We start from the raw sequence: 13,304 nt of genomic DNA, 5'->3' as shown, positions 1-13,304 counted from the left end.
AAAGCCATACCGGGTCGCAGCTAAGTGTCGAATAACAAAAGGTTTTCTTTGCTGTTTCGGCAGTCTTCGTAGCATTTTTCAAGCAAAACGCAAGCCGTTGGCCACTTTCAGCGGCTCAGCGTGACGCGCATAGCCTTCGCAGTTCATCGAAAAGCGGCGAGCCTGAAAACCCAATTTCATCCCGCAGGCGGGAAACCTCGGCCGGCATGGCCGGTATTTCGCCGTCGGGGAGTGGGCCGTGATCGCGGTCGGCGAGATCCTCCCGGCCCATCAGCTGGGCGAGCATTCTCGCGAGGTCGCCGATAAGGATCGGTTCGCCGCTCGCAATGTTCACTGGGCCGACCGCATCGCTGTCGGCGAGGGCTGCGAGCGCTTCACCCACGCGCTCGATGGCCATGTAGTCGCGAAGTGCTGATCCTGAGCGGAGCTGCACCCGCTCCCCGGCTCGGAGCGAGGCAAGGATCGATGCGACCAACTTTCCCGGAGGTTCGTCCGCGCCGAAGAGATGAAACAGACGGGCCCAGGCGAAGCTGACGCCGTGATCCGCAAAGAGCGAGGCTAGATGAGCCGCCGTCACCGCCTTGGCGCGTCCGTAGAGCGTGGCGGGCGCGAGCGCATCGCTTTCGCGTCGCGGCATCTTCCCGCCATCGGACCAGTCATATTCAGCGCAGGTGCCGACACCGACAAAGCGGGTCACTCCATGGCGCGCGGCAAACCGTCCGAGGGTCAGGCTTGCAGCCACCCAGTCCAGGTTTTCTGGAGCGGTCCAAAACCGGCCGTGCTCCGCGAACCAAGCCAGGTGAAGGACATGGCTAGGTCGAACGGTGGCGAGTAGTTTGTCCACGGCCGCCGCATCCATGAGATCGACCAGATGATGGGCCGAAAAGGGGCCTCTTGGCGCTTTCCTGCTAGCCGCGTGAACGCTGAACCCACGTTCCCGAAGCGAACCGAGAACGTGGGAGCCCGCGAACCCTGAAGCGCCGGTCACCAGGATGCGTTTCTCGGCCACGCTTAGCCCTCGAACGCGGGCCAAGCGAGGTCGCGCTCGCCAACCACGACGGGAGCAGCAGGCCACGTGATGGCAAAAGCAGGATCGTCGAAACGAGCGCCTCTGCCAGCCGCAGGCGCGTAGGCCGTGTCAATTGCGTAGGCAACCTCCGTTTCGTCTTCGAAGGTGACGAAGCCGTGGGCGAAGCCTGCGGGAATGAACAGCGACATGCGGTTCTCGGCTGAGAGTTCGAGCCCGAACCACTTTTTGTAAGTCGGTGAGGATGGTCGCAGGTCGACGGCGACGTCGAACATTGCTCCGCGTGTCACCCGCACCAGCTTCGCCTCGCCATGCGGTGCCTCCTGCCAATGCAGGCCACGCAGGGTCCGGGCGACGCGATTGAAGGACGTGCTCATCTGAAGCGGCGTGAAATCGACGCCTGCCGAGGCGAAGGTCTCGCGGCAATAGGTTCGCGCAAAAAGACCCCGGCTGTCGGCATGGGGCTCAGGACGCACCACGAGAACACCGGCGAGGGGCGTCGCCTCGAGGATCATTGCGGCCCCTCGTGGATGCGCAAGGAGGGGATGGCCGTGACGAAGCGGCCTTTCCAGCCCTTTGAAAGGTTCCGCATGATTTCGGGGGCGATGTTCCAGGGCAGGATAACGATATCATCAGGCTTCGCCGCCAAAAGATCGTCCGGCGAGACGATAGGGATGCGACTGCCGGGTAGCAGGCGGCCCTGCTTGAGCGGGTTCGCATCGGCAACGAGCGTGATGTCGTCTGCCGTCGCGCCGACGGCATTCAGAAACGTATTTCCTTTGGCTGCCGCTCCGTAGGCGGTGACGCGACGTCCCGCCGCGCGGCTCTCCTTGAGATAAGAACGAAAGGCATCGAGCACGGCTCGAACCCGCGGCTCAAATCCATCGTAGAAGGCGAATTGATCAAGACCCGCTTCCGCCTCTTCTTTGCGGATCGCTTCGAGGGTCTGGGACGGACGAAGGGATGGATCAGTTCGGCGGGCGAAGAGCCGCAGCGACCCGCCGTGGGTGGTGAGACGCTCTACGTCGAAGATTGCGAGGCCATGCCGGCCAAGCACGCGCTCCGCCGCAAGCAGGGACCAATAGGCGTAGTGCTCGTGGTAGATCGTGTCGAATTGGACGTTCTTCACCAGCTCCACGAGGAGCGGCGCCTCGATCGTGACGACGCCCTTGTCGCCCGCCAGCAGGGCGAGGCCCGCAACGAAATCCTCGACATCGGGCACATGTGCTAGAACGTTGTTCGCAACGATGAGGTCAGGCGAGCGCCGCCGCTCCCGAAGCAGTGCAGCGGCGGTTTCGCGCCCAAAGAAGCGCGCTTCCGTTGGAACGCCGGCTGCGACCGCAATGGCCGCAACATTCGCTGCCGGCTCGATGCCGAGGCAGGGAATACCTGCGGCGACGAAGTTTTTCAGCAGATAGCCGTCATTTGACGCCACTTCGACAACGAAACTTCCGCTATCGAGCGCGAGGCGCTGGATCATGCTTTCGCAATAGGCCTTTGCATGGGCGAGCCAGCTGGCGGAGACGGACGATAGATAGGCGTAGTCGCTGAAGATCGCGCCGGCATCGACCACATGATCGAGCTGCGCCAGCTTGCAACGTTCACAGACGCGGACGTTCAAGGGGAAAACCGGATCAGGCTTGCCGCTCTCCTCAACAGCGACATAGCTGTTCGCCACCGGCTGCACGCCGAGATCGCAGAATGGGATGGACAACGCGCCGCCGCAGGCCCGGCAGGCCGTGATGGCGCGTCCGCTGAGTGTCGTCATGAGGAGATTGCCCTTTCGATAGCCCGTTCGGACAAGCCGCGCAGCTCTTCACCCTTAAGCCATGCTTCGTACCATTCGGCGGTCTCAAGAAAGATCGCATCTTCCTTGAGCCGAGGTTCCCATCCGAGCGTGTGGCGAGCGAGCGAGGCATCGATGGCGAGGCGCGGCGCTTCGGCGTAGATGGCCTGCGGATCGGCGTGCTGCCAATTCACAGCGCGGCCACGCACGCGCGCCACGGTGTCGAGAACATCCTGCACGCTCATCTCCCGAGCGTCGGGTCCGAAGTTGACCGCTCGCGGTGTCTCAGAAGGTTTTTGGATCAGGTCCTCAGCCAGAAGGAGGTAGCCGCTAAGAACATCGAGCACATGCTGGAAGGGCCGCGTCGCATCGGGCTGGCGGATCGCAAGCGGTTGCCCGGCGCGCTCCGCGCGGAAAAGATCGGGGATAAGCCTGTCTTCGCCAAAATCTCCGCCGCCAACCACATTGCCAGCGCGAGCGGTGGCGATTGGGGGAAGGGTACTCGCGAACGACGAGACGTAGGACGCCACCGCGATCTCACAAGCCGCCTTTGATGCGCTGTACGGATCGGAGCCACCGAGCGGGTCGGTTTCGCGAAAGGCGCGGCCCGTGCCGTCATTGCGATAGACCTTGTCGCTTGTGACGACCACGGCTGCGGACAGGCCGGGGGTTCCGCGGCAGGCTTCCAGAAGGCTGATCGTGCCGGCGACATTCGTAGCAAAGGTGCCTGCCGGATCACGATAGCTTCTGCCTACCACGGCCTGGGCCGCGAGATGCAGAACGATGTCGGGCTCGGCCGAACGTACCGCAGTCGCAACCGCTTGCGCATCGCGCAGATCGCCGAATTGGTTTTGATGAAGATGGGCGGCGATCCCCAAAAGATCGTAGGCCGCCGGTCCCGGTTCGTACGGCAGGGCGAAGCCCGTCACCTTCGCCCCGAGTTGAGAGAGGAGAAGGCAGAGCCACGCACCCTTGAAGCCCGTATGGCCAGTCACAAGCACACGCTTGCCGCGCCAGAGATCCGGCGCGGGCTTGCGGGAGTGAACGGGCGGCTTCACCATATTTTCCATGGCGCCGCTCCGCTCCTCCAAAGCTCTTCCAGGTGGAGCTTGTCGCGTAAGGTGTCCATCGGCTGCCAGAAGCCGGGATGGTCGTAGGCGCATAGTTGTCCGTCGGCGGCGAGGCCTTCCAACGGTTCTTTCTCGAACACGGTCTCATCACCGGCGATGCGCTGCAGTACGGCCGGCGAGAGAACGAAGAAGCCGCCGTTGATCGCGCCTCCATCGCCCAAGGGCTTTTCCATGAAAGCCGTAACGTGATCACCGGAACGAGCGAGCGCGCCGAAACGACCGGGGGGCGTCACCGCTGTTACCGTCGCGAGCTTGCCGTGGGCGCGATGGAAGGCAAGAAGCGACGTGATGTCCACGTCGCCGACGCCGTCGCCATAAGTGAGACAGAAAGGCTCGTTGGAATCGAGATAGTTCGCAACACGCTTCAAGCGACCGCCGGTCTGCGTGTCGTCGCCCGTATCGATCAGCGTGACGCGCCAGGGCTCGGCAGCGTTGCGATGATAGCTCACCGCGCCGGAACTCAGATCGACCGAGATATCGGCCTCATGCAGGCGATAGTTGACGAAGAACTCCTTGATCAGGAAGCCCATATAACCAAGGCAGATCACGAAATCGGTCACGCCATGCGCGGCATAAATCTTCATGATGTGCCAGAGGATCGGCCGGCGCCCGATCTCGACCATGGGCTTCGGGCGTGCGCTCGTCTCTTCCGCAAGCCGGGTTCCGCGCCCGCCCGCTAGGATCACAGCTGTCGTCATGGGCGCGGTTCCTCCATCCAGCGAAGCACCGCCTGCTGGAAGTCATTCACGAAAATGTCCGGCCTTCCGAGAGGGTGCGATTTCAGCCGCTCCCGCATGGTGCGGCGTAGTTCGGTGCGCCACGCGGTATTCCGCGCGATCTCGGCCGCCTTCGCCACATAGGCCTCGCGCGAGTTGACGCACAGATCGCCCAGCCCGGCATTGTTCAAGTTGGAATAGGACAGCCGCTCGAAGAATGCCTCGCCGACGAGGCTGATGACGGGAACGCCCATCCAAAGGGTTTCGCACGTGGTCGTGCCGCCCGTCTGGGGGAAGGTGTCGAGGGCGACATCTATCGCGTTGTAGTGCTGGAGATGTGCCCCGCGCACCGGGATGTAGTTGATGCGATCCGGCTCGACTCCGTGCATCGCGAACAATCGCTCGACATTGGCGCGGAATGACGGCACCGCGCCCTCCGGCCGCACGAACAGGAAGCGCGATCCCGGCACTTCGCGGAGGATCGCAGCCCAGGTTTCGATGCAGGCTGGATTGTACTTGTAAGGATTGTTCATGGTGCCGAACGTGATCCGGCCCTCGCGTTCCTCCGGCGTCCTCGGATCGATATCGGGCATCCCACCAAATCCCGGCTGCTCGAAGGAGACCCAGCTATGGGCGAGTTCGAACGGCTTCTCGATGAGAAGCGCCGGGTCCGTCGGTGTGATGAACGGGTCGGTCAGAATCTTGTCGATGGTGCCGAGTCCCGCCGAATGCGGATAGCCGAGCCAGCTTGCCTGACGGGGCGCGGGGCGCCACGCCATGGTGCGGATCTTGTTCATGTCGGTGGAGCCGCCAAGCTCAAACAACACGTCGAGACTATCGTTCGCAATCAGTTGCGCGGCGTCCCGATCCGAAATTTTCGGATGCACGCGGAACACGTCGGCGAATTCGCTCAACCGCTGTTGGATCGGGTCCGGCGGGTGGGTGCACCAGGAAAAGCAATAGAACTCGAAGCGGCTGCGATCATATCCGGCGATCAGAGGCGCCGCGAAATACGCAACCGGATGGTGACGCAGATCCGAGGACATAAGCCCGACGCGGATTTTTGCTCGGCCGATGACAGCCGGAGGGAGTTGCAACGGCGTCTGCGCTGCGCGCTTTTCGACGGACTGCCCCCAGATGCGGTGCCAGCCCACGAGTTTCCGACGCTGCTCCGGCGTCTCGACCTGCCCCATCAGATGGTGAAGGGCGGCTTCCTGGTTAGTCCGGGCCCAGTAAGCGCCAAGCTCCTCCAAGGTTCCCACACGTTCCGCACCGGCATAATCGGCGGAGCGGATCACAATGTTGCGCAGCGTCCGCGCGTCGGGAAGCAAATTGCCGCCGAGGGTAAGGCGCCGAAGAGCCAGCTCGTAGGCCTGGGCGATATTCTTCGGTTCCTCCGGCCCGCGCGTACGATCCAAGGACTCGGCATACTCGGTCAGAATGTCCGTATCGTCCGGGGCGAGGGCGAGGGCTCTTGCGAAATACTCGTTTGCCTTGGGCCTGTCGAAACGGGCGAGCGTTCGGCCTAGCTGAAAATGCAACAAAGCGCTGCCCGGCGTGGCGGCGACAAGTTGCTGGAGCCAGGCGATGGCCTCGTCAAAGCGGCCATTTCGCCGAAAAGCGGCCAGTTTGGAGGTGAGGAGGTCCTCATTCGGGCCGATCCGCTCAAGGGCCTGGTCAAGCGTAGCCAGCGCGGCCTCGAATTGGTTCAACTCCTCCAGTGCGTTGGCAACGCTGATCCAAGGCAGGGGCTCGTTGGGCGCCAACTGCCGCGCCACGTCGAAAAAGCGACGCGCCCGCTCGAAGTCGCCGGAATGGAAATAAGCTGTTCCGAGTTGTCGCTGGTACTCGCTCGATTTCGGCATCATGCGCACGACGCGGGTAAAAACCTCGACGGCGCGCGGTCCATCCTGCAGATCGAGATAAACGTTACCCGCGTTTGCGAGCGGCATGACGCTCTTCGGGTCGAGCTTGCCGGCCTCACGGAAACAGGTGAGGGCTTCTTCATAGCGCCCCAGGCGTCGGAACAGGACGCCGCGCATATTGGTCAGCGCAAAGTCCTTCTTCAACTTTGCCAACCCCTCGCCGGACCAGCGCAAAGCCTCCTCGTACCGGCCAAGCTCATAGAAAAGGATGCAGAGTTCGCCATAAACGCCGCGGGGAAGGGCTCCGCGTTGCGTCTTGTTCTGCTCAATCGCCTGGATCAGAAGCTCGGCCGCCTCGGACCTGCGGCCCTGGCCCTTCATGTTTTTCGACGCAGAAAGAAGATCCTGCAACGAAACTTTAAGTTGCTCAGACAAAGATGCCCCCGATTCGCGTAGCGTTAGGCTTTGGCGATTATGTTATTCTGGTACCAACTGTTTGGGGTTGATGCCAACAGACATCTTTGCGCAGATTGCGAAGTGCTTGCTCCCACTCCCTTTTCGATACAGCGATACGGTCGAAAAGATGGCGGCGGGTTTAGAGGCGGGCGACAGCTCCGAGCAGAAGCATCACGTGACCGTCCCCCCAAGTCGGCAGCAGGAGGCGCGTGTACCCGGTCTTCAAGCCGGAAGTTTCGATGCGGAAATAGGTGGGCTTCCGCTGTGCGACCGTCGCCGCGCATTGCTGCGTCAAGGAATCCAGAGGAGGGCGCTGCTCGACCTCATCCGTGAATCGACCGGCCAACGGTTCCCCATAGTGCCGGCGGATCTGCGCCCCCACGATTTCGAACCGAAAGCGGTCTGGGCTTTCGAACGCGGTAATCAGCATCAGCTGATCCCCGAGTTCGGGAACCTCGGACGGGTCGACATCGTCGGAAAACGGCATGTTGGCCTCGCCGCGCCGCAACGAGAGCCAGTAGGCGCGTACGCGTTTCAGCAGAGATTCGATTTCGTCCGGTACCGAAAAGGAATGCAGGGCCGTCGCCATGTCATTCTTATCTCTTGCAAGGGCGGTTCAGTTGGAAACCTAGGGCGCGGCAATTGGATTTCTAACCGAGCGCCGATTACCTTGAATGTGGGCCGCCTACGCCGATAATTTCAGATTGGTCCATTGAGACCGATGGAAGCTTCTTCGCGGCGTGGAGAGAGCGAGTTGCCTGAGATCGTAACGCTCACCATGAACCCCGCGCTCGATATCGCCACCAGCACGGAAGTGGTCATTCCCACGGAGAAGATGCGTTGCGGGTCACCTCGTTACGATCCTGGTGGGGGAGGTATCAACGTCGCGCGGGTCGTGAAAACCTTGGGCGGAGCGGCGTTTGCGGTCTTCCCCGCAGGGGGACCGTCCGGCCAGTCGCTGGAGGGGTTGCTTGCGCGGCAAGGCGTGCCTCACATCCGTATTCCCGTCGAGGGTGTGACGCGCGAGAGTTTCACCGTGGATGAGCAGCGGAGCGGGCAGCAATACCGCTTTGTCTTGCCCGGGCCGAGTCTGATCGAGACAGAGCAGAGGACATGCCTCGAAAACCTCGCCGGATACCTCGCCGGAGCGCGCTTCCTCGTCGCCAGCGGCAGCCTGCCGCCCGGTGTGAGGGCGGATTTCTTTCAGGACGTGGCCGATCTCGCCGCGGGGCAGGGAGTCCGCTTCATCCTCGATACATCAGGCGAGGCGCTGCGTCTGACACGCAGGGGTGTCTATCTTCTGAAGCCGAGTGTGCGGGAGCTTCGGGAATGCGTAGGGCGCGAGCTTTCGAGCGAGGCTGAACAGATCCAAGCCGCGCGAGACCTCATCACCGAGAAGCGCGCGGAGGTGGTCGTCGTTTCCCTGGGAGCGAAGGGGGCGCTACTCGTCACTGAGCGAAGGTACGAAAGGTTCGCCCCTATAGAGGTTCCCATTCGCAGTGCTGTAGGCGCAGGCGACAGCATGGTTGCGGCGATTGCTCTGGGGCTGGTGCGCGGGATGGAATTACAACAGGCCGTGCGCTTCGGCATGGCTGCGGGCGCAGCGACTCTTATGACGCCGGGCACCGAATTGTGTCGACGGGATGACGTCGAAAAACTGTACTTGGAACAAAGTCCTAATGGAAATACCTAACGTTTTAGGAAAAGAGAGCTGCGCGCCCGCTGCCTCGCATCATAGGCGGTGATGAAGGCGGCGTAGCTCCAAGCCAGGTTCTTCGCGGAGGTCTGACGCCCGGTCGATTGATCGAACTGCTCGGACAGTTCCCCGGAAGCGGGCGTGTAATCCTTGACGGTCAACATGAAGGCATCGCCCCGGTTGAGGAAGGCGCCCGCGAACTTTCTTCGCGCCTCACGTGTGGATGGTTGTGTGGTCGCCGTCCCATCGCCGACGACGCGCGTCAGAAACGACGCGTTGTCTTCACAACATTCAAGCTCGCAGCCAGCGGCAATGCGCTCTGTCAGCCGATAATAGAATTCGGCAGTTCCCAGCGTCGTCATGTACCACGCGCCGCCGCTGAGATAATGATCGTCGGCATAACGACCCATCGCCGGACCTCGCCCGTGCGGGAGAGGATCGTTGATGCGGTATTCGCGAGCGAAAAGGTTTTCCAGCTTTTCGACCGTGGCATGGATTTTGGGATCGAGTACGCTGTGCGCACCCTCTGCACGGTTAGCATGGAGAACGGCGAGGATCGCGGAAGCGTCCAAATCCTTTCGCGTATTGCGGGGGCTATCCGTCCGGCTCAGATAAAAGCGCTTTTCGGGAGACCAATGCAGATCGAGGCTTCTGCGGAGTGTTTGCGCGACGGCAAGTAGGCGGTTTCCTTGGCCTTCGTCGCCGCTTTGGATCAACCAACGCGCACCGTCTTCGAGCGCCGCCATCTGGACGAGGTGCGTGTAGTAGTGATGGCCGAGTTCCTCCTCCCAGAGATCGTAACAAGGCTCCATGCAGCACCTCTCGATGAAGGCGAGGTCCTTCATGAGCAAGTCGACGGTTGGTTGTTCGCCGAACCGCTCGCCCACTTGAAGGTAGCGGAGCACACATAGTGCCCGCAGTGCGGGGCCATCGTTCTGTGGTCGCGACCATTTGATGATGTCGAGCGTTCCATCCGGGTTGTATCGCACTTCGCCCAGGAGGGCTTCGCCCGTCGCCCGCGCCAGGTCCTCGTCGGATCGCACATACTTTAGGAAGTCCGGGTTGATCCCTTTTCTGATGGTCTCCTGACTCAGCCAAGTGCCGTCGAGGCCGGTCAAGTCGAGACCGAAGCGAACAAAGTCCCTGAACCCCTGATGAGCGCCCTCCCACGCGTGCCGCATGTGCAGGATTCTCAAGGCGTCCATCACGAGGGAGGAATCCCGCAACCAATGAAAAAAATAGTCCGGGTCGCCGCCGGAAAGATCGGTTGCGGGGGCGGCGACGATGGATCCGGGCTTCGGTACTATCTTCTCGCCGAAGGATGAGCGCTCCATCACGAGATGTGTGGCGGACACGCCCTGGAAGATGGCGGTTGCGGCAACCTGCAATTCCGCGTCCATCCAGCGGGCAAGCTCTTCGGCCGCGCTTCTCATGGGTTTCCCGATGAAACCAGATGCGGCGATTCAAAGCCTAATCTGGCAAGGCCAGAGCGGACTTCGGGGCAGCTCATGAAGAGCTTCCATAATAGCCCCGAGCGATAATTTTCGATCATGACCACGATCGGCCCCTCATCGACGCCGATATAGTCGCGCGAATACCAATCTCGCGTTTCACCGAAGGCTGATGTGAAGCCGCACTCGCCCCAGATTCTGTCGCGCAAGGGGCCGCAGAAATGGCGTAGAACGCGTGTGACCGCCGCTGGGGCATAAGGAAAGCTCGCAAGAGCCGCATTGGGCGCGATGAATCCGAGATCGTTCGCGGGATGGAGAGAGCGATAGCCGTCGGCGGTATCGTCAGCCGTCAACCCCCAGCAATCTGGCCCGTATCCCTCGTACTGGTGAGGATTGCGGATGCAGTGCTCTCTGTTGATCAACACATGGCGAACGTTCTGCTGCCAATAATCGGCATAACGATCCTTCAATCCGCGTGGGTCGAGGCCGAGAAAGGAGTAGTGGGCGAAGGACAGCGCACCGCCGTAATCGGGACCGAGCGGGAGTTCGATGTCATAGTAAGTGCGTCCGTTTCGGAAGTCCCGTCCTTGGGCCCATCCACCGTGATAGACCTTGGGGTCGATGCCATGTGTTGGCGAAGAGGCGGCCAGTACATAGACGACGAAGCACTCGTTCCAGCCGCGGATCTCGTAATCCATGCTCCAGTCGTGGTTGGGGCTCCAGTGCCAATAGAGCATTTTGACGCCGCCACGCGTGTGCCAATCCCACTCCGCATCCAGCCAAATCCGGTCGATCAGGCCCCGCAACTCACGTTCAGCGGTGTCTTCACCCTGAAAATATTGCCGCGCGCAGAGCAGCCCTTGAAGCAGAAAGGCCGTCTCGACGAGGTCGCCACCATCGTCCTTGCGACTGAAAGGGATCGTCGCACCAGTCCGGCCGTTCATCCAATGGGGGAAGATGCCGTGATAGGACGGTGCGATTTCCAAAAAGCGCACCATCGTCAGAAGCCGCTGGAGAGCGTCATCGTGAGAGATCCAACCTCTCTCGATGCCTACGATGAGCGCCATGACGCCCATGCCTGATGCACCGATAGCGACGCGGTCGCCCGGAGGTTGGCCAATCGTGATCCTCTCTCGCGTGAGGCCACTGACCGGATGGCCGAAATCCCAGAAGTAGCGAAGGGTTTGCCGTTGCACGGCATCAAAGAGCGGAGCGAGACTCCGCTCGTGTCGAAAAAAATGCGAGAAGTCGGCAGAGGTGGTCATGCAACGCCGCACTCACCGTTTTGCCCAGCGCCTACGATACCACTCCCGAGAAGAATTCGCTAACGGCCGGCGGGGAGTGGCTCATGGGCGCGCAGCGCAAGACGCCCCTCGCGGCCACGAACAAGGTTGAGGACACGGGTATAAAAGCGGTCGGTGGAGGGCCGGGCGCTGGTGCTGATGACCGTGGAGCCCGCGAGTTCGTGCTCAAAGATAGAAAGGATGAGGCGGCGGCGGTCCTCATCGAGCGCGCTGATCGCCTCGTCGAAGAAGACCCAGCTTGGCCGTTGAAGAAGTAATCTCGCGAAAGCGAGCCTTTGCTGTTCCTCAAGCGTGAGCGCGATGTCCCAGCGGGCTTCCTTATCGAGATCGGGTTTCAGATGCCCGAGGCCGACCCGGTCTAGAGCCGCGATGCACGCTGAGGCCTCGAAGTCTTTCGCGAGCGCCGGATAGGCCAGGACGGAGCAGAGCGACCCGCGCGGCAGATAGGGGCGCTGCGGCATAAACATAATACCTCGCCCTTTGGGAAGGGTGACGGACCCCGTTCCCCAAGGCCACAGACCGGCCAGCGCTCGGAAAAAGGTCGTCTTGCCAGCGCTCGCCTGCCCAAGGATCAAGACATGCTCTCCTGCGGAGATTTCGACATGCGGCTCCTTCAGTGCCGCGCGGCCATTGACGAGGAAAACGCCAAGATTATCGAACACGAGCTTGGCATTTGCCCCCTTGCTGATTGCAATGTGCTCGATCTTTTCGCCAAGCGTATCGAGCGATGTCAGCGCCTCGCGAAGGAGCATCACACGCAGCAACGCCGCGCGCCAATCGGCCAATTTCTGGAAGTTGTCCACGAACCATCTCAGCGCCTGTTGAACCTGCTGAAACGCCGCGACAGTCATCATCAGAGCTCCAAAACTTAGTTGCCCGGTAAAATATCCAGGTGCCGCGACGATGAAGGGAATGACGATGGCCAGCCAACCATAGCCCGATGTGACCCAGGTGAGCCGTACAAACCCGTTTACGAGTTGTTTCATGACGGCGATGACCCGCTCCAGCTCGCCGTTGAGCATCCGGCGCTCATCCTCCTCGCCTCGGAAAAGTGAGATCGCCTCAGCGGCCTCGTTCACCCGAACAAGCGCAAAACGCAGCTCGGCATCCCGCGCGGACCGCTCGACATTGAGGTCGATCAGGGGCCGACCGACATACCAGCTTAGCCAGGAGCCGATCAGGGCGTAGGCGAGGGCGCACCACACCATGTAGCCTGGCACGGCCACCAGGCTTGTCGAATCTGACTGCGCCATCTCACCGGACAGGACCCAAAGAACGCCGACGAAGGAGATGAGCAGAAGCGACGCTTGGAGCAAGCCGACCATAAGATCCGTCAGGAGTTCTGTCATATGCCGGATGTCTTCATGGATGCGCTGGTCCGGGTTGATGCCGATGTCCCCGGCAAGTGGCAGCCGATAAACCCGCATCGGTTTGAGCCACTCGGAGATGAGGTCCCGCGTCAGGGCCTCGCGGAGGCTCACCTTGAGATATTCCTGCAGCCAGGTTTGCATCACCCCGAGGACAAGGAGGCTCGATGCGAGGACGGCGAAGACCAGAAGTTGGTTGATAAAGAGCGCGAACTCCTTCTGGGCGACGGCGTCGTAAAAAGGCCGGTTCCACGCATTCAGCCGGATCTGTGCGACGGTGTTGGCGCTGACGACGACCACGATCCCGAGACAGACCAGGAAGAGGGTCTTGCACTGATTGGATCGCGCGAGAGCACTCAGCATGACCCGGACGTGGCTCCACACGTAGGCGTAGGGAGGGACGGATTTTTCCGGCATGGGGCGCTCCGATTTCGGATCTCTCCCCATCAATATCGTGATGCAAGCCTTGCCGGACGAGGGGCAAGTGTTCCCGACCGGCCGCGACG

At 61.4% G+C, this 13,304-nt stretch carries 11 protein-coding genes; 1 reads left to right on the top strand and 10 read right to left on the bottom strand.

Translation table 11 applies throughout. The features are described from left to right. Positions 1-115 precede the first annotated feature (115 nt). The 7 genes from HB375_RS13135 to HB375_RS13105 all read right to left on the bottom strand — a co-directional run bounded on the left by HB375_RS13135 (position 116) and on the right by HB375_RS13105 (position 7,569). Entirely contained in the window at positions 116-1,009 is an 894-nt protein-coding gene (locus HB375_RS13135; protein WP_167673449.1) for an NAD-dependent epimerase/dehydratase family protein, read from the bottom strand. Positions 1,010-1,011: 2 nt separating this feature from the next. Beyond that, entirely contained in the window at positions 1,012-1,542 is a 531-nt protein-coding gene (gene rfbC, locus HB375_RS13130) for a dTDP-4-dehydrorhamnose 3,5-epimerase (protein WP_167673448.1), read from the bottom strand. Then, entirely contained in the window at positions 1,539-2,795 is a 1,257-nt protein-coding gene (locus HB375_RS13125) for a class I SAM-dependent methyltransferase (RefSeq protein ID WP_167673447.1), read from the bottom strand. The genes rfbC and HB375_RS13125 overlap by 4 nt, the downstream gene beginning before the upstream one ends. Continuing rightward, positions 2,792-3,883: a CDP-glucose 4,6-dehydratase gene (rfbG, locus tag HB375_RS13120; protein WP_246728490.1), complete on the bottom strand. Its 1,092-nt coding sequence runs from the start codon at positions 3,881-3,883 to the stop codon at positions 2,792-2,794. The genes HB375_RS13125 and rfbG overlap by 4 nt, the downstream gene beginning before the upstream one ends. Then, positions 3,868-4,641, bottom strand: coding sequence for a glucose-1-phosphate cytidylyltransferase (gene rfbF / locus HB375_RS13115; protein WP_167673446.1), 774 nt, complete (start codon positions 4,639-4,641; stop codon positions 3,868-3,870). Before rfbF ends, rfbG begins: the two co-directional genes overlap by 16 nt. Next, on the bottom strand, positions 4,638-6,959 hold the full coding sequence (locus HB375_RS13110) for a tetratricopeptide repeat protein (protein WP_167673445.1): 2,322 nt from the start codon (positions 6,957-6,959) through the stop codon (positions 4,638-4,640). The genes rfbF and HB375_RS13110 overlap by 4 nt, the downstream gene beginning before the upstream one ends. A gap of 160 nt (positions 6,960-7,119) precedes the next feature. Continuing rightward, positions 7,120-7,569 (bottom strand): PAS domain-containing protein, encoded by a 450-nt coding sequence (locus HB375_RS13105; protein ID WP_167673444.1) that lies wholly within the window; start codon positions 7,567-7,569, stop codon positions 7,120-7,122. 165 nt (positions 7,570-7,734) lie between these two features. Here HB375_RS13105 and HB375_RS13100 point away from each other — a divergent pair, with 165 nt between their 5' ends. Then, complete coding sequence (locus tag HB375_RS13100; RefSeq protein ID WP_205800181.1) at positions 7,735-8,673, top strand: 1-phosphofructokinase family hexose kinase; 939 nt, start codon at positions 7,735-7,737, stop codon at positions 8,671-8,673. Here HB375_RS13100 and HB375_RS13095 read toward each other — a convergent pair. From HB375_RS13095 to HB375_RS13085, 3 genes are read right to left on the bottom strand one after another with little or no spacing between them, the layout of a single operon-like run. Continuing rightward, positions 8,670-10,109, bottom strand: a complete 1,440-nt coding sequence (locus tag HB375_RS13095) for a glycoside hydrolase family 15 protein (RefSeq protein WP_167673443.1) — start codon at positions 10,107-10,109, stop codon at positions 8,670-8,672. The two genes, HB375_RS13100 and HB375_RS13095, sit on opposite strands and share 4 nt — an antisense overlap. Continuing rightward, positions 10,106-11,392, bottom strand: a complete 1,287-nt coding sequence (locus HB375_RS13090) for a glucoamylase family protein (RefSeq protein ID WP_167673442.1) — start codon at positions 11,390-11,392, stop codon at positions 10,106-10,108. The genes HB375_RS13095 and HB375_RS13090 overlap by 4 nt, the downstream gene beginning before the upstream one ends. Positions 11,393-11,451: 59 nt before the next feature. Continuing rightward, on the bottom strand, positions 11,452-13,215 hold the full coding sequence (locus HB375_RS13085; RefSeq protein WP_167673441.1) for an ABC transporter ATP-binding protein/permease: 1,764 nt from the start codon (positions 13,213-13,215) through the stop codon (positions 11,452-11,454). Positions 13,216-13,304 lie beyond the last annotated feature (89 nt).

The organism is Microvirga terricola (assembly GCF_011777495.1).
GTDB lineage: Bacteria > Pseudomonadota > Alphaproteobacteria > Rhizobiales > Beijerinckiaceae > Microvirga > Microvirga terricola.
This window is presented reverse-complemented; position numbering and strand designations above follow the sequence as displayed.

Bases quoted from the DNA above. Each gene is read 5' to 3' on its own strand.
- HB375_RS13125 (WP_167673447.1), bottom strand. From the start codon at position 2,795: ATGACGACACTCAGCGGACGCGCCATCACGGCCTGCCGGGCCTGCGGC.
- rfbG (WP_246728490.1), bottom strand. From the start codon at position 3,883: ATGGAAAATATGGTGAAGCCGCCCGTTCACTCCCGCAAGCCCGCGCCG.
- HB375_RS13085 (WP_167673441.1), bottom strand. From the start codon at position 13,215: ATGCCGGAAAAATCCGTCCCTCCCTACGCCTACGTGTGGAGCCACGTC.
- rfbF (WP_167673446.1), bottom strand. From the start codon at position 4,641: ATGACGACAGCTGTGATCCTAGCGGGCGGGCGCGGAACCCGGCTTGCG.
- HB375_RS13095 (WP_167673443.1), bottom strand. From the start codon at position 10,109: ATGAGAAGCGCGGCCGAAGAGCTTGCCCGCTGGATGGACGCGGAATTG.
- HB375_RS13105 (WP_167673444.1), bottom strand. From the start codon at position 7,569: ATGGCGACGGCCCTGCATTCCTTTTCGGTACCGGACGAAATCGAATCT.
- HB375_RS13090 (WP_167673442.1), bottom strand. From the start codon at position 11,392: ATGACCACCTCTGCCGACTTCTCGCATTTTTTTCGACACGAGCGGAGT.
- rfbC (WP_167673448.1), bottom strand. From the start codon at position 1,542: ATGATCCTCGAGGCGACGCCCCTCGCCGGTGTTCTCGTGGTGCGTCCT.